The 14,847-nt window shown below is 57.6% G+C and carries 14 protein-coding genes and 1 pseudogene; 5 read left to right on the top strand and 10 right to left on the bottom strand.

Annotated features, from left to right (window positions below):
• The first annotated feature begins 1,113 nt into the window (after positions 1-1,113).
• Positions 1,114-1,695: a hypothetical protein gene (locus N5D30_RS21935; RefSeq protein ID WP_256604830.1), complete on the top strand. Its 582-nt coding sequence runs from the start codon at positions 1,114-1,116 to the stop codon at positions 1,693-1,695.
• Between the two features lie 151 nt (positions 1,696-1,846).
• On the opposite strand, the gene N5D30_RS21930 is transcribed toward N5D30_RS21935, so the two are convergent.
• Positions 1,847-2,644 (bottom strand): inositol monophosphatase family protein, encoded by a 798-nt coding sequence (locus N5D30_RS21930; protein WP_081672366.1) that lies wholly within the window; start codon positions 2,642-2,644, stop codon positions 1,847-1,849.
• A 243-nt stretch (positions 2,645-2,887) separates the two neighbouring features.
• On the opposite strand from N5D30_RS21930, the pseudogene N5D30_RS21925 reads away from it, so the two are divergent.
• From N5D30_RS21925 to N5D30_RS21915, 3 genes and pseudogenes are all read left to right on the top strand, one after another.
• Positions 2,888-5,897: pseudogene (locus tag N5D30_RS21925) on the top strand (Tn3 family transposase).
• Positions 5,894-6,283, top strand: coding sequence for a Tn3 family transposase post-transcriptional regulator TnpC (gene tnpC, locus N5D30_RS21920; protein WP_134293817.1), 390 nt, complete (start codon positions 5,894-5,896; stop codon positions 6,281-6,283). The pseudogene N5D30_RS21925 and the gene tnpC overlap by 4 nt, the downstream one beginning before the upstream one ends.
• Before the next feature lie 82 nt (positions 6,284-6,365).
• Positions 6,366-7,442 (top strand): ArsO family NAD(P)H-dependent flavin-containing monooxygenase, encoded by a 1,077-nt coding sequence (locus tag N5D30_RS21915; RefSeq protein WP_279910681.1) that lies wholly within the window; start codon positions 6,366-6,368, stop codon positions 7,440-7,442.
• 24 nt (positions 7,443-7,466) lie between these two features.
• Here the strand turns inward: N5D30_RS21915 and arsJ are convergent, their stop codons facing one another.
• From arsJ to N5D30_RS21875, 8 genes are read right to left on the bottom strand one after another with little or no spacing between them, the layout of a single operon-like run.
• Entirely contained in the window at positions 7,467-8,696 is a 1,230-nt protein-coding gene (arsJ, locus tag N5D30_RS21910) for an organoarsenical effux MFS transporter ArsJ (protein ID WP_279910680.1), read from the bottom strand.
• A gap of 12 nt (positions 8,697-8,708) precedes the next feature.
• Entirely contained in the window at positions 8,709-9,713 is a 1,005-nt protein-coding gene (locus N5D30_RS21905; RefSeq protein WP_279910679.1) for an ArsJ-associated glyceraldehyde-3-phosphate dehydrogenase, read from the bottom strand.
• A gap of 35 nt (positions 9,714-9,748) precedes the next feature.
• Positions 9,749-10,255, bottom strand: coding sequence for a cyclin-dependent kinase inhibitor 3 family protein (locus N5D30_RS21900; protein WP_236204893.1), 507 nt, complete (start codon positions 10,253-10,255; stop codon positions 9,749-9,751).
• Between the two features lie 13 nt (positions 10,256-10,268).
• Positions 10,269-10,985: an arsenical resistance protein ArsH gene (arsH, locus tag N5D30_RS21895; RefSeq protein WP_134293822.1), complete on the bottom strand. Its 717-nt coding sequence runs from the start codon at positions 10,983-10,985 to the stop codon at positions 10,269-10,271.
• A 4-nt stretch (positions 10,986-10,989) separates the two neighbouring features.
• Positions 10,990-12,051 carry an ACR3 family arsenite efflux transporter gene (gene arsB, locus N5D30_RS21890; protein ID WP_134293823.1) on the bottom strand — a complete coding sequence of 354 codons (1,062 nt, stop codon included), beginning with the start codon at positions 12,049-12,051 and terminating at the stop codon, positions 10,990-10,992.
• Positions 12,052-12,067: 16 nt separating this feature from the next.
• On the bottom strand, positions 12,068-12,538 hold the full coding sequence (locus N5D30_RS21885) for an arsenate reductase ArsC (protein WP_279910678.1): 471 nt from the start codon (positions 12,536-12,538) through the stop codon (positions 12,068-12,070).
• A gap of 29 nt (positions 12,539-12,567) precedes the next feature.
• A complete protein-coding gene (locus N5D30_RS21880) occupies positions 12,568-12,924 on the bottom strand; it encodes a metalloregulator ArsR/SmtB family transcription factor (protein ID WP_279910677.1) in 357 nt (118 codons plus the stop codon).
• Between the two features lie 6 nt (positions 12,925-12,930).
• Positions 12,931-13,353 (bottom strand): arsenate reductase ArsC, encoded by a 423-nt coding sequence (locus tag N5D30_RS21875; protein ID WP_236204892.1) that lies wholly within the window; start codon positions 13,351-13,353, stop codon positions 12,931-12,933.
• Positions 13,354-13,620: 267 nt separating this feature from the next.
• Between N5D30_RS21875 and N5D30_RS21870 the strand changes: the two genes are divergently transcribed.
• Positions 13,621-13,893: a hypothetical protein gene (locus tag N5D30_RS21870; RefSeq protein WP_058019645.1), complete on the top strand. Its 273-nt coding sequence runs from the start codon at positions 13,621-13,623 to the stop codon at positions 13,891-13,893.
• A gap of 280 nt (positions 13,894-14,173) precedes the next feature.
• On the opposite strand, the gene N5D30_RS21865 is transcribed toward N5D30_RS21870, so the two are convergent.
• The gene (locus tag N5D30_RS21865; RefSeq protein ID WP_279910676.1) at positions 14,174-14,791 is read right to left on the bottom strand and encodes a DnaB-like helicase N-terminal domain-containing protein; all 618 of its coding nucleotides are present in this window, start codon (positions 14,789-14,791) and stop codon (positions 14,174-14,176) included.
• Positions 14,792-14,847: the final 56 nt, after the last annotated feature.

Here is a 14,847-nt window from a genome sequence, read left to right as displayed (position 1 = left end):
GGCTTCGCATAATGTATATTATGTTAAATAAAGAATATCCCGACAGAACCCAGGAGAGTCTCCTCCATGCAGTGATCTGAACTAAAGATTCGAATTTCTGGTAACTACAGATTAGAAACGGGAGTGAGCTCTCCGTTTCTAACCTTCAGTTCACTCCATGCCCTCCCGTTTCCAATCTTTGGTTCACGAAATAATCCCATTTCTAATCTTCAGCTCATGGATGACCTTTCCATTTCGAATCTTTGGTTCACCTGCCTCTCCGTTTCTAATCTTCAGTTCGCCAGCGCGTCCATTCGATTCGGCCACGCATCTCTCGATCAGTTGATCCCCTAGACACCCGGAACTAGCCTGAATCAGTACGACTCACGTCGCGCTCAGGTACGCACGCCGATTCCCTTATGGCTCTTAGGGCTCAGAGCCGGGATTAACGTCATGAAGATCGCGCCACAACCTCTTTTTGAGGTACTCACTCGTTTCAAGAAGCTCGAGTTTAAATCCCCAGAGCTGCGATATGAGCTACCTGAGGTGCGCGCGTTCCTGGAAGGGTTTCCGGCGGCGCTTCGCGCCAAGGAGGGATACGCTGCAGTAGGTGCTTTCCTAAAAACCCGCAGCGACAACGAGACAACATTCAACAGCTACCGAAATCATGCAGAGTGCTTACTTCTTTGGTCGCTCCTGGAGGCCCAGAAGCCGCTCCTCGAGTTAAACCACTCGGATAGCAAGAGCTTCATAGCATTCTGCCTTAAACCGCCGAACAGCTGGGTTGGGCCGGTCGTAAGGGGTAGGTTCACTCGCATTGGCAGTAGGATGGCGCATGAGTCAGACAGCTACATGGTCAATGGAGACTGGCGGCCGTTCAATTGGCACAGTCCAAAACGCGATCGATCTGCCTCCTCAGGATCCGCACCTCCTCCGCTATCCGGTCCACCAGTGGGCCTATCTCAGGCAAGCCTTAATAAGTGCATATCTGTGTGCAAATGCCTCTTTGTCTATGCCGTTGGTGAGGATCTAACCAACGTCAACCCATTCGCATCTAGACGCCTTCCTACTCGTGGAGGCCGTATCCTGCGGAACGATGGAGCGCGTTCGCTGAGCAAGGATCAATGGCTATACGTGATTGATACAGCAGCTGGTATGGCTTCAGAAGACGTCCGACATGAGCGGACGTTATTCATCCTCGCCACCGTTTACGCCATGTACCTGAACGTATCCGATTTATCAGGTACAGGGCGCGACGCTCCGGCGATGAAGGATTTTCGCAGGGACGCTGCTGGTCTCTGGTGGCTCTATTTGCGTAAAGGCGGCCGGTTGATAGACAGAGTTCGTGCGCCGCAGGAGTACCTGGATGTTTACCTTGCACGTTACCGGCGCATTTTAAACCTACCTCCCCTGCCCTCCGACGACGAGGCCGTACCTCTACTATGTACCCTGAGAGGGCGACCGGGATTGTCCGACCACCACATCCGCGGACTCCTCCAGCCGGTGTTTGATTTAGCCCTTGTTCGAATGCGGCAGGACGGGTGGAGTGAAATGGAGGTTGATCAGTTACGATCGGCATCGCTCCAGTGGATCCGTAACACCTCTGCCAGGCTTGCCTCACCGAACCTCAATGTTTTGGAGTTACAAGCCGCTCTTCGCATCCGTGATGTAATCCGCTACACCGCCACGGTGCCTAATGAAGAAAGTGACAGCTAAGGGACCTGCTGCCCGCCTAAATCTGCAAATAAATCTGCAGAACAGCACATCTGCCGGCACTGGAACCCTTATTCTAGAGGCCTTAAGCTGTCATGGTGAAAAGTGCAAAAATATATGCATATTCATCAGTAAAGATCGTTCGTCCGAGCCCTCAAAAGAGCTTTCCCCACTCTCTGTGGGCTAACGCGCTACACACACTGGGGGCGCCACCAAAGCAACGTAGCGACACTATTTTCATCCGGGCCTCTGAGTCGTAAGTCACTGTTACGCCATCTTCGTTAAGCAACACACCGCCAGCCCCGATTAGCAGAGCATGGCCACCAACGACGTCATGAGCCGAGACCGGCACGAGAGAAATTCCCGCAATAGCGTCGCCGGCGGCTACGCGAGCCAAGCGATACGCAATGCTGGGGGAAGGAACAAAAGCTGCGGGCGCGCACAGCTCGGCGTTGAGTTCTGGCTTGTTAATTGCCGCAGTGCTCACCAGGACCTGGCAGCCCGCGTCCAGAGCTCGATGCGCAAGCTGAGCGCTCACTTTGTGGTTATTGCGGATAACGCTTCCGCAGCCTTCCGCCCATGAGATGCAATCGGGCCCCAGATCTGGAGTGACCGGTGCGTAGACCACACCGAGAACGGGCGTCGCATTGCGCAGAAGCCCTACTGAAACTGCAGATCCTTTATGCCCTTGTAGAAAATCGCTGGTTCCATCGTTGGGGTCTACAACCCAACAATACTCGTGGCCAGCCAGGCTGGAGCCTGTTTCTTCTCCCCAGAAATCGCATGGCAGAAGGTCAAGGAGCCCCCTGCGCAGTACCACTTCGATTTCGGCGTCTACTTCTGCCTTGTCGCCGTAGCCACGCGGCCCGCCTGGAAGATCCCACTCGGCTGCAAGGAGCTTCCCTGCCAACAGCACCTTCTCAGTGACGAGCTTTAGCAATTCCTGGTTCATGGTCGGGCACCTGCGCTAAAGACCCTGCACTCAGTGTTGCACATCTGTGGGGTTTGCTATGGGACTGCTCCCCTGCCCCCTTTACCAACTGTCGGATACCTGCTGGTAAGGGGGTCATGCCGAGATAAAGGGAAAATTCACTCACTTCGCTCGTAAGATGCTGATGCTGAACGATTTTCTAAATTGCCCGCACAGCCCCTGATCGTGGACTATCTTTTCTGGCTCCTCAGAAAAGGAGGTCCTATGGCTTCATTAGAGCGCACGGCGTACCCCACTCTGCCAAAGACGTATTCAAAAGCTGAGCTGCAGCGTGATTTTTCCTTCTCAGATGATGAGATTAAGTGGGTACGAAGCAAGTCCAAGGCCCCCTTTCACCTCAATCTCGCCGTCCTGCTCAAGACCTTCCAGGTACTTCGATATTTTCCTGACATCACCGACGTGCCTGATCAACTGGTGGAGTTCATTCGCGGAGAGTTGGGTCAGCGTAGCAAGGTGAAATTCGCGGAATACAAGTGGTTTCAGCAATATCGCCACATGAACGCGATCCGAGCTCGTCTCGGTGTGACTGCATTCTACGGCTCTGATGCTATCGAGCTCGCCGAGCGGCATGCCAAAGCAATGTCGTTCGTGCTTGACCAGCGTGCCGACATCATCAACTCCGTGATTGAAGAACTGATCCGCCAGGATTATGAGCTCCCTGCGTACTCGACCCTGAATGATCTCGCTGAGCGGATTCATGCCGAATCCCAAGAGACAATATTCAACCTCGTGGTAACCAGAACGCCAATCGAGGTGATCCACAAGCTAAAGGAGCTGCTCGACACGGACTTCGGCCGACGCCAGAGCGACTTCAATGCGCTGAAACAGACGCCCAAGAAGCCATCTCGCAAGCACCTGGAAGTGCTGATCGATCATCTGGCTTGGCTTGAGAGCTTCGGGGATCTGGGTGCCATTTTTGAAGGAATCGTCGATACCAAGATCCGCCACTTTGCTGCCCAAGCTGCTGCGTCGGACGTCGCCGAGCTGAAGGACTGTTCGCTGCCGAAACGCTACACCCTGATGCTGGCCTTGATCTATCGGATGCGGGTGCGAACTCGGGATCACCTGGCCGAGATGTTCATCCGGCGGATTTCGACGATCCACAAGCGCGCCAAGGAGGAGTTGGAGCAGATCCAGGCGCGGCAACGCCAGAAGCTGGAGCAACTGGCGGCCACCCTGGACGGCGTGGTGCAGATTCTCGTTCAAGACCGGATGACCAAGAGGCTGGCAGCCTGATTCGGGAATACCTCTCTCCCGATGGCAATCTGGATCGGCTGCGTGAGACTTGCGCCGAAGTCCAAGCTACCGGCGGTAATAACTACCTGCCGCTGATCTGGAAGCACTTCAGGTCCCATCGATCGCTGTTGTTCCGTCTCAGTCACCTTCTCCAACTGGAGCCCACGACTCAGGATCGGTCGCTGATTCAGGCACTTCAGCTTATCCAGGACAGCGAAAATCTACACCGTGAATGGATCGACGAGCACGTCGATTTGTCGTTTGCGTCGGAGCGCTGGGTCAAGGTCGTCGCCCTTCCAGTGAGGGGCCACCGACCAACCGGCGCTATCTGGAGGTTTGCGTTTTCTCCTATCTGGCCAACGAGCTGCGATCCGGCGACATGTGCGTACAAGGGTCGGAATCCTTCGCCGACTATCGCAAGCAGTTGCTGCCCTGGGAAGAATGTCTCCAGCGACTACCGGCTTACTGCGAAAAGGTGGGGCTGCCTGGTACGGCGATGGAATTTGTTGCCTCCCTTAAAACCCAGTTGGAGGAAACCGCGCAGCAGCTGGATGAAAAATTCCCAGCTTGCCGAGGTGACGTATCGATCAATGAAGCCGGCGAGCCTGTGCTGCGCCGAGTGACCGCGCGCGACATCCCGCCATCGGCCATATCGCTGCAGACAGCGCTCATGCAGCGCATGCCGGCCAGGCACGTGCTCGACATCATGGCCAACATAGAGCATTGGATTCAGTTCACTCGGCATTTCGGGCCGATGTCCGGGAACGAGCCGAAGCTTAAAGATCCGGCCGAGCGTTACCTGATGACGATCTTCGCCATGGGCTGCAACCTAGGCCCGAACCAGGCCGCGCGGCATCTGGCCGGTAATGTCACGCCGCACATGCTCTCCTATACCAATCGCCGTCACCTCTCGCTGGAGAAGTTGGACAAAGCTAACCGCGAGCTGGTGGAACTCTACCTGCAGCTCGACCTGCCCAAGCTCTGGGGCGACGGCAAAGCGGTGGCCGCGGACGGTACGCAGTTTGACTTCTATGACGACAACCTGCTGGCCGGCTATCACTTCCGCTACCGCAAGATGGGGGCTGTGGCGTACCGGCATGTGGCCAATAACTACATCGCAGTGTTCCAGCACTTCATCCCGCCGGGCATCTGGGAGGCGATCTATGTGATCGAGGGGCTGCTAAAGGCTGATCTCAGTGTCGAGGCAGACACTGTGTATTCCGATACTCAGGGGCAATCGGCGACGGTCTTTGCCTTCACCCATCTGCTGGGCATTAATCTGATGCCACGTATTCGCAACTGGCGCGAGCTGGTGATGTGCCGACCGGATCGCGGCGCCTCGTACAAGCATATCAACCGCCTGTTCACCGACACTGCCGACTGGAACCTGATCGAAACCCACTGGCAAGATCTGATGCAGGTCGCACTATCGATCCAGGCCGGCAAAATCTCCTCGCCTATGCTGCTGCGAAAACTCGGTTCCTACAGCCGGCGCAACAAGCTCTACCATGCGGCACAGGCACTGGGCAGCGTGATCCGTACAATCTTCCTGCTCAACTGGATCGGCAGTCGCGAGTTGCGCCAGGAGGTCACCGCGAACACCAACAAGATCGAGTCCTACAACGGATTCTCCAAGTGGTTGTCCTTCGGCGGCGATGTGATTGCTGAGAACGATCCGGACGAGCAGCAGAAACGGCTGCGCTACAACGACATGGTGGCCTCGTCGGTGATCCTGCAGAACACTGTGGACATGATGCGCATCCTGCAGAAACTGGCCCGCGAGGGCTGGCAGTTCACTGATGAGGACGTGTCGTTCCTCAGTCCCTACCTGACCAGCAACGTCAAGCGCTTCGGCGAGTTCAACCTCAAGCTCAATCGGCCACCGGAGCCTTGGATCAAGGATTCGGTGTTTCAACAAGCCGCCGGCTCGCTGCGAGTCAGCACGACCCGCCAGGCCGATACCGAGATGGCCACATGATCAACATACCTCCCGCATCCTTTCGCGTTACGCCGTGTGGAGAGGTGGACGCCGCGGCATTGGACAAGCTGCGCAACAGCTTCGACACGTCACAGCTACTCGGACTGGTCGATCGACTGGAAACTAGTCTGGCTGAGGTGGGTGGGATGATTGCGCTACGCGACGACTTGCTGAAGCTGCATACGATGGCCCTGGCGTTGGTCGAAGGCACTCTACCACCGGTTACAACCGAGGAATCCTGCGTCTGGGAGGTAGCCGAATCAGTGCTGTTAGATCTTGAGACTTTGAACTCTTGGATTCGCACTGCTCAGATGATGATCGCGCCGTTGGTCGATCTGGTGCCAGAGCATAGAGTCAGTGAGTTGCCAGATCGCGAAGGCAAGTGAGCAGGTAATTACCTGAGATAGATCAGCGTTCTGACTGACTCGGGCTTTTACACTGTGCAATCGATCCGATTGGAGTCCCTCAGTGGAAGCTCGCTCTGAAAATAAGTGGGATGTAGTCATCATCGGCGGCGGCCAAGCCGCGTTGGCCACCGCGTACTTTCTGCGGCGCACGGGGTTGTCGTTTGTGATGCTCGATGCCGAGGATGGCCCCGGCGGGGCCTGGCGTCATGGCTGGGACTCCTTGCGACTGTTTTCGCCGGCGACTTGGAGTTCGATTGCCGGCTGGATGATGCCGCCAGTTCAAGAGGGTTACCCCACACGTGATCACGTCATCGACTACCTGACACGCTATGAGGCGCGCTACCGGCTCCCGGTCGAGCGCCCCGTGCAAGTCACCTCGGTCGAGCGCATCAATGGCGCGCTGCGCGTCCATGCCGAGCAAGGGCATTGGGATGCAAAGTCGGTGGTCAGCGCCGCTGGTACCTGGAGCAATCCTCATATCCCAAGCTATACGGGTATCGAGTTGTTCCGCGGCCAGCAGTTGCATTCGGCCCACTATGTCGAGGCCCAGCCGTTCGCAGGCAAACGGGTGCTGGTGGTAGGCGGTGGAAACTCCGGGGCACAGATCCTGGCAGAGGTCTCCAAAATGGCCGACGCCACCTGGGTGACGCCCACCGAGCCGCTGTTTCTGCCCGACGATGTCGATGGTCGTGTGTTGTTCGAGCGAGCGACCGACCGCTGGAAAGCCCAGCAGGAAGGTCGCGTCATCGAACAACCAGTGGGCGGGCTGGGCGATGTGGTGATGGTACCGCCCGTGGTCGAAGCGCGTGAACGTGGCGTCTTGCACGCAGTGCGCCCCTTCACACGCTTCACCCGTAATGGTGTGGTTTGGCCCGATGGCACGGAGACCATGGTCGATGCAGTGATCTGGTGCACCGGCTTCAAACCCGCGCTGGGCCACCTGGCCAACCTGGGGCTGATCAACGATGAGGGGCGAGTCGAGGTTGAGGGGACTCGCGCCGCCCACGAACCCAGGCTCTGGCTGGTGGGCTACGGCGAATGGACGGGATCGGCTTCAGCAACCTTGATCGGGGTGACCCGCACGGCACGCAGCACGGCAACCGAGATCGAGCAGTTTTTGGCAACGGCGGAGGCCTGAAAGCCTCCGCTCTAAGCCGCTTGATCAGGCCTGCGGAGCCGCATCGAGGTGCCTAGGCAAGGCGATGGAAATCAGCGCAGCGGCCAGCACAAACGCACTGGAAACCCACAGGCAGGCCTCCAGACCATAAGCCTGGAATACCCAGCCCGAGAGTAACGTACCGATCAGTCTCCCCAGCGCGTTGGACATGTAGTAGAAGCCCACATCCAGCGACACGCCATCCTCCTTGGCGTAGCTGACGATCAGGTAGCTGTGCAGCGACGAGTTCACCGCAAACAGCGCGCCAAATACCATCAGCCCACCCAGCAGCACAACCTGGGGCGCCCACCCCGCCGAAAGACCGAGGGCAATAGCCGCAGGTAAGCCAGCCAGCAGTGCCGCCCAAACAAAGGCAGCTCGCCCATCGGGGACATGACCACGTTTTTTCCCGGTGATGTTCGGGGCGAACGACTGCACGATGCCGTAGCCGATCACCCAGGCTGCCAAGAAGCCGCCCACCAGCCAGAAGTCCCAGCCAAACACGGTGCTCAGGTAGACCGGCAAGGCCACCACGAACCACACATCACGGGCACCGAAAAGGAACAACCTGGCCGCGGAGAGGATGTTGATCGCCCGGCTCTTGGAGAGGATGTCGCGAAACTTGGGCTTGGCTTTGGCCTTGCCCAGGTCTTTCTTCAGCAGGAACAGGCTGGCTATCCAGATCAGGGCCAGCACTGCGGCCATCGCCAGCACTGCGCCCGTGAACCCCATCAATGCCAGCAACGCACCGCCTAGGAAGAAGCCAACCCCTTTCAACGCGTTCTTTGAGCCGGTGAGGATCGCCACCCACTTGTAGAGCGTGCCTTGCTGGTTGTCAGGCACCAACAGCTTGATCGAACTCTTAGCGCTCATCTTGTTGAGGTCTTTGGCGATACCCGACATGGCCTGAGCGCCCATCACCCACGGGATGGTCAGCCAGGCGGCGGGCACCGTCAGCATCAGCAAGGCCACAACCTGTAGGCCCAAGCCAATGTTCATGGTGCGATTCAGGCCCAGCCGAGCCCCGAGGTAGCCGCCCACCAAGTTGGTGATAACGCCGAAGATCTCGTAGAACAGGAACAGCGCAGCAATTTGCAGCGGCGTGTAGCCCAACGTATGGAAGTGCAGCACCACCAACATGCGCAACGCGCCATCGGTGAGGGTAAAGGCCCAGTAATTGCCGGTGACCAGCAAGTACTGGCGCACTTCCGGGGAAAGGGCTGACAACGCCTTCATGATCGCTCCCTGTTAACCGGCCAAGCCGACCAGTTTGGCCAGTTCGACAGCACGGTTGGCGTATCCCCACTCGTTGTCATACCAGGCGTAGATCTTCACCTGGGTGTCATTGACCACCATGGTCGACAGTGCATCGATGATCGAAGAACGCGGGTCGGTGCGGTAGTCGATGGAGACCAGGGGACGCACTTCGTAACCGAGGATGTTTTTCAGCGGGCCATCGGCGGCAGCTTTAAGCAGCGCGTTGACCTCATCCACTGAGGTGGCGCGCTCGACCTCGAACACACAGTCGGTGAGCGAGGCGTTGGCCAGCGGTACGCGTACGGCATGCCCATTCAACTTGCCGCGCAGATCGGGGAATATCTCGGCAATCGCGGTAGCCGAACCCGTAGTAGTCGGGATCAGACTCATGCCCGAGGCACGGGCACGACGCAGATCCTTGTGCGGCTGGTCGAGGATGCTCTGGGTGTTGGTCAGGTCGTGAATCGTGGTGATCGAGCCGTGGCGAATGCCCAGGTTCTCGTGGATCACCTTGACCACTGGAGCCAGGCAGTTGGTGGTGCAGGACGCGGCGGTAACGATGCGGTGCTGAGCGGGGTCGAACAAATGCTGGTTGACGCCCATGACCACATTCAGCGCACCTTTCTCCTTGACCGGCGCACACACCACCACACGCTTCACACCCTGATCCAAGTAGGCTTGAAGCACCGCAACGCTCTTCATCTTGCCGCTGGCTTCGATGACCAGATCACAGCCCGACCAGTCGGTGTCAGCAATCGCCTTGTTGGCCGTCACCTTGATGCGCTTACCATCGATCACAACATGCTCGCCTTCGGAGCTGGCTTCGTTGTTCCAGCGGCCATGCACCGAATCGAAGTTGATCAGGTGGGCGTGAGTCGCGGCGTCACCTGCCGGGTCGTTGATCTGCACGAACTCGAACTCTGGCCAGCTCCAGGCCGCACGCAAGGCAAGACGACCGATGCGACCGAAACCGTTGATACCTACTTTGATGGTCATGTTTTTGTTCTCTCGGGGCGGCTAGCAGCGGGCAATTACGACTTGGCGATGTCGAACTGGCTGATGTAGTTGATATGCGCGGGATGCTGAATCGCACGAGGACGCAGCGCCTGCACGTCGCTGACCGCATCGCGGAATGGAACACCGCACTCGATCAGCAGCTGTGCGGCAATCAGCCCAGTACGACCCGAGCCACCCTTGCAGTGAATGGCAATGTTCTTGCCTTCATTGAGCAGTTGCTTGATCCGCTCGCGGTTGGCATCCCAGGCCGCCTGGAATGGTTCGCCGGGTGCCTGATCGTCTTCCACCGGCAGATGGAACCACTCGATGCCACGCTGCTGGCACTGCCCAGGCAGATTCTCGACTTCGTTCTGGGTCAGCTCTTCAGTGGGCATCAGCGTCAGCAAGGCTGAAGCACCAGCCTCTTTGAGGGTGTCCAGCGCCTCAGCGACCGATGTGTCTTTGGTGCCAGGACACGGCGTGAAGATCAGTTGGCCCTTGACCTGCTCGGAGGTCAGCACGGAATACGGATGTTGTTGCACGATCAAAAATCCTTCAGATGGAACGTTGATTAACGCGTTTAGAGAGTTCTTCCGCCGATTCCTTGCGCTCGGAATAGCGGTCAACCAGATAGTCGGAGCGCTCACGCAGCAGCAGGGTGAACTTCACCAGCTCCTCCATCACGTCCACTACGCGGTCATAGAAAGCCGATGGTTTCATCCGGCCTGCTGCGTCGAATTCGAGGTAGGCCTTCGGTACGGACGACTGGTTGGGGATGGTGAACATGCGCATCCAGCGACCCAGCACACGCAGCTGGTTGACCACGTTGAAGGACTGCGAGCCACCACAGACCTGCATCACCGCCAAGGTCTTGCCCTGGGTCGGACGCACCGCGCCAATAGCCAGCGGCACCCAGTCGATCTGCGCCTTGAACACTCCGGTCATTGAGCCGTGGCGCTCTGGCGAGCACCAGACTTGGCCTTCCGACCACTGCATCAGCTCGCGCAGCTCCTGCACCTTGGGATGGCTGTCCGGAGCATCGTCCGGTAGAGGTAGGCCAGAGGGATTGAAAATCCGCGTTTCGGCACCGAAGTGCTCCAGCAGGCGCGCCGCTTCCTCGGTCAGCAAGCGGCTGAAGGAACGTTCGCGGGTCGATCCGTAGAGCAGCAGGATGCGCGGCTTGTGGGTGACTGTAAGCGGGCTGCCGAGCTTGTCTAGAGTGGGCAGATCGACCAATTCAGCATCGAGATTAGGGATGTGTTCTTCAGACATACGACTACTCCTGAACGAGTGTTGCGCGAGGCTGGTCGAACCAGCGGCGCTTGAGCCAGAGGGCTACACCGACCAGAGCAATCAGCACCGGCACTTCAACCAACGGGCCGATCACCGTGGCAAAGGCCACTGGCGAAGCCAGGCCGAAGGTGGCAATGGCCACAGCGATGGCGAGTTCGAAGTTGTTGCTGGCGGCGGTAAAGGCCAGCGCGGTAGTGCGTGGGTAATCAGCCTTCAGCAGCTTGCCCATCCAGAAGCTGATAAAGAACATCACCACGAAGTAGATGGCCAGCGGGATGGCGATGCGCAGCACATCCAGCGGCAGTTGCAGCACCATATCGCCCTTGAGGCTGAACATCGCGACGATAGTCAGCAGCAAAGCGACCAGCGTCAGCGGGCTGATGCGTGGAATGAAGCGATGGTTGAACCACTCTTCGCCTTTGCGGCTGATCAGGATCTTGCGCGTCAGGAAACCAGCCAGGAATGGAATGCCGAGGTAGATCAGCACGGACTCGGCGATGCTGACAAAGCTCACATCGATCACACTGCCCTGTAGCCCGAACAAAGGCGGCAGCAGGCCTAGGAAGATCCAGGCATACACACTAAAAAACAGGATCTGGAAGATGCTGTTGAACGCGACCAGACCAGCGACGTATTGGTTGTTGCCACCTGCAATTTGGTTCCACACCAGCACCATGGCGATGCAGCGCGACAGACCGATAAGAATCAGGCCTGTCATATATTCGGGGTAATCGCGCAGGAAGATCACCGCGAGGGCGAACATCAGTACCGGGCCGATCACCCAGTTCTGGATCAGCGACAGCGCGAGAATGCGCTTGTCCTTGAACACCTCGGGCAGCTCTTCATACCTGACCTTGGCCAACGGCGGGTACATCATCACGATCAGGCCGATGGCGATCGGGATATTGGTCGAACCCACCGACAGGCTGTTGAGCCAGACCGGCAGGCCTTCAAACAGGCTACCCAGGCTGACGCCAATCGCCATGGCGAGAAAGATCCAGAGCGTCAGGTAACGATCCAAAAATGAAAGGCGGCTTTTGCTCATCGTCATGCCTCCAATGTCAGAGCGTGCCGATCAAGGCCAACTCGGCCTTGAGCTGCTCGGCATCCATCCGCTTGAGCGGTAATGCCAGGAAGGCTTCGATACGGGTTCTGATCTGATCCAGGGTGGCGGCAAAAGCGGCTTCGATCTCCTCTTCGCTGCCCTGGTATTCCGACGGATCAGCCAGCCCCCAATGGGCCTTGGTCGCGGGGCCGAAAAACACCGGACAGGCTTCGCCGGCAGCCTTGTCGCAGACCGTGATCACGAAGTCTGGGGCTAGGCCCTCATGAACATCGCTGGATTTGCTGGAGAGTCCTGCGGTCGAGATACCGGCGTTTTGCAGCGTTTTCAGGCTCAATGGATGCACTACACCTTTAGGCTGGCTGCCGGCGCTGTAGGCTTTCATGCCTGCCGGTGCCAAGTGATTGAACACAGCCTCGCAAAGAATGCTGCGGCAACTGTTGGCGGTGCATAGAAACAAAATTTTCATCAGGCTATCTCGTAAAGGCCGAGCGCGACTCAGCAGCAGGCAGCAAGACGTTGCGGGCGGTCGCCCATCACATCGAGGCGTTTGGCATTTGGGCTGAGCCAGTGCTGATTGGCATCCAGAGTGATTTTCAGGATGGCGATCACCCAGTCCGGCAGACTGGGGTGCAGGCGGTAATAGACCCACTGACCTTGCCGGCGATCTTCCAGCAGGCCGCAGTTGCGCAGTTGCGCCAGGTGGCGGGACACCTTCGGCTGGCTTTCATCAAGCGCACAGGTCAGCTCACAGACGCACAACTCATCCTCACGGGTAATGAGCAGCATCAGGCGAACGCGGGTCTCGTCAGCCAGGCATTTGAATACGGTGGTCGGGGTCAGATGGTCTGCCATAGGGTCTCAGCGCTTGGTTTTCTTGGTTTTCACCAACACGAACATCTTGATGCGCTCGTGTATCTCGTGAAGGGTGTGGCGGAATGCGTCGGGCTGTGTGCTGGTCACCGGGTCTTCAAAGTTCCACGCCAGTACCTCGCCAGCACCTGGAAGGGCCTGACACTCCAAAGACGACTTATCGCACAGTGTGATGACGTATTCGAAACGCTCGCCGGCAAACTCATCAATGGACTTGCTGCGCAGTCCCTCGATGTTTACGCCAAGGTGCTCAAGCGCATCCAGGGTGCGCGGATCAACCTCACCAGGCTCAGTGCCGGCGCTGAATGCCTCGAAGCGCTCGGAATCAGTGTGTCGCAGCAGCGCTTCAGCCAGCTGCGAGCGAGCAGCGTTAGCCACACAAACGAACAGCACGCGGGTTTTGTAAGCCATTGCTAAATCTCGAACCGAGTATGGTTTCAGGAATATACGTTTTAGCGAATATTCAGTAAAGCGGAAATGACAGTCCAGGGGCTGAGTCACGTACATGAAGGCTTGAATGGCTCATCTTTGCTGGCCAAAGGCAGCAAGCAGGGCGAAGCTTGGAGCTGGAAACACCCTGAAACATCTGGTTAAACGCATATCCATATCTTGTAATCTTTCCGTCATCAGAAGAGCTTTAGGCTTTATCGCATCTCCAACCCAAGCAGGAACCTTGCGATGAAAAAACTGACTTTGACTGCAATGCTGTTGACCAGCCTGTTCGCCACCGCCGCCTTCGCCAGCCAGTATGACAAGCCTGGCTTTGTCACCGAGGTTGAAGATGGCCGCCTGTGGGTATTCCGCGAAGGCTCCAAAGAGCTGGAAGAGTTCAAGAAAACCGGCGAGCCGGCCAAGCAATTCACCGACATCGGTAGCGGTCCGAACGGCATGACGGTTAAAGCCGCTGATGATCAGACGCTGAAGGACTACCTGCAATCGCTGAAGAAGTAATCGGACCAAGAATCCGAGTGTTCAGAAAGGTCATCCATCTGTCGCTCAGTGCCGCCTTCGGGCGGCTTCTTTTTTGCGTCCAGTTAGAGTCGCTCTCAGCCCAGTCCCGTTGCATTGTCAGGGCTAGTGGCGAGCAGTCAACTTCCAACTCCAAAGCCAAGGCCGTGGCGCTTTAGGAGTGCCTGATGCTTACTGTTTGGCCCACTTAACCTACAACCCCACCATGACAGGATCGCCACCTGCGATCAGGGCTTCCAGCAGTGGTCATGTAAGAAGACTCTCAGGCTGATAGTGCTGGGCACAGAGTCGCGTCCTCGGTAACGGATTCATCGTAGACGTAGCAGACGCGCTGCCCGAGCCAAGCCTGCGGGAACGGCTGCTCCTGCCGAATAGTGTCCTCGATGGTGGCGAACCATGACTTGCCGTGCGAGAGTCCGTCGCGCTTGGCTTCTAGCAGGCTGCATAGCCGGCGCTGGCCCTGATAGGCCTCATTGAGGCTGGAGCGCAGCACACCAAAACCTCTGAGCAGGCGAGCTAGTCCGCTCACCTGCTCAAAACGTATTGGAGTCTCCGTGGCCAGTTGACCGAGCAGCTGGATACCCCCAGCGGCTTGGTAATGCTCATCCGACTCCAGCAACTCACAAAGTGTCAGGATGTCGATGGCTTCGCCGAGACTGGCCAGTGTTTCCATGGCCAGATAAATCCGGCAATGCGGATACCCTTCGAAATCACCTGGATCGATAATCCTTGCCACCACGCGCCACGCCTCACCATTGAGCATCACGTAGCCCAGTAGGTGGCGCTCTGCGAGATGGGCTGCCAAGGCATAGGCCGGGTCGAGGCGAATCAAACCGGGGCCGGGCTGGGCGGTACGGTTGGCGTCAAGCGGGAGGGACATTTGTACCTTTGTACCTTTTCTGGACAGCGGTGAAGCGGGGTTACGACAATAGCGCG

It is taken from the genome of Pseudomonas sp. GD03875 (assembly GCF_029840585.1).
In the GTDB taxonomy this organism is placed as follows: domain Bacteria; phylum Pseudomonadota; class Gammaproteobacteria; order Pseudomonadales; family Pseudomonadaceae; genus Aquipseudomonas; species Aquipseudomonas paralcaligenes.
The sequence above is the reverse complement of the archived record's forward strand: the minus strand, read 5'-3'. Positions and strand labels throughout refer to the sequence as shown.

Bases quoted from the DNA above. Each gene is read 5' to 3' on its own strand.
- N5D30_RS21930 (WP_081672366.1), bottom strand. From the start codon at position 2,644: ATGAACCAGGAATTGCTAAAGCTCGTCACTGAGAAGGTGCTGTTGGCA.
- tnpC (WP_134293817.1), top strand. From the start codon at position 5,894: ATGATCAACATACCTCCCGCATCCTTTCGCGTTACGCCGTGTGGAGAG.
- arsJ (WP_279910680.1), bottom strand. From the start codon at position 8,696: ATGAAGGCGTTGTCAGCCCTTTCCCCGGAAGTGCGCCAGTACTTGCTG.
- N5D30_RS21905 (WP_279910679.1), bottom strand. From the start codon at position 9,713: ATGACCATCAAAGTAGGTATCAACGGTTTCGGTCGCATCGGTCGTCTT.
- arsH (WP_134293822.1), bottom strand. From the start codon at position 10,985: ATGTCTGAAGAACACATCCCTAATCTCGATGCTGAATTGGTCGATCTG.
- arsB (WP_134293823.1), bottom strand. From the start codon at position 12,051: ATGAGCAAAAGCCGCCTTTCATTTTTGGATCGTTACCTGACGCTCTGG.
- N5D30_RS21885 (WP_279910678.1), bottom strand. From the start codon at position 12,538: ATGAAAATTTTGTTTCTATGCACCGCCAACAGTTGCCGCAGCATTCTT.
- N5D30_RS21880 (WP_279910677.1), bottom strand. From the start codon at position 12,924: ATGGCAGACCATCTGACCCCGACCACCGTATTCAAATGCCTGGCTGAC.
- N5D30_RS21875 (WP_236204892.1), bottom strand. From the start codon at position 13,353: ATGGCTTACAAAACCCGCGTGCTGTTCGTTTGTGTGGCTAACGCTGCT.
- N5D30_RS21870 (WP_058019645.1), top strand. From the start codon at position 13,621: ATGAAAAAACTGACTTTGACTGCAATGCTGTTGACCAGCCTGTTCGCC.
- N5D30_RS21865 (WP_279910676.1), bottom strand. From the start codon at position 14,791: ATGTCCCTCCCGCTTGACGCCAACCGTACCGCCCAGCCCGGCCCCGGT.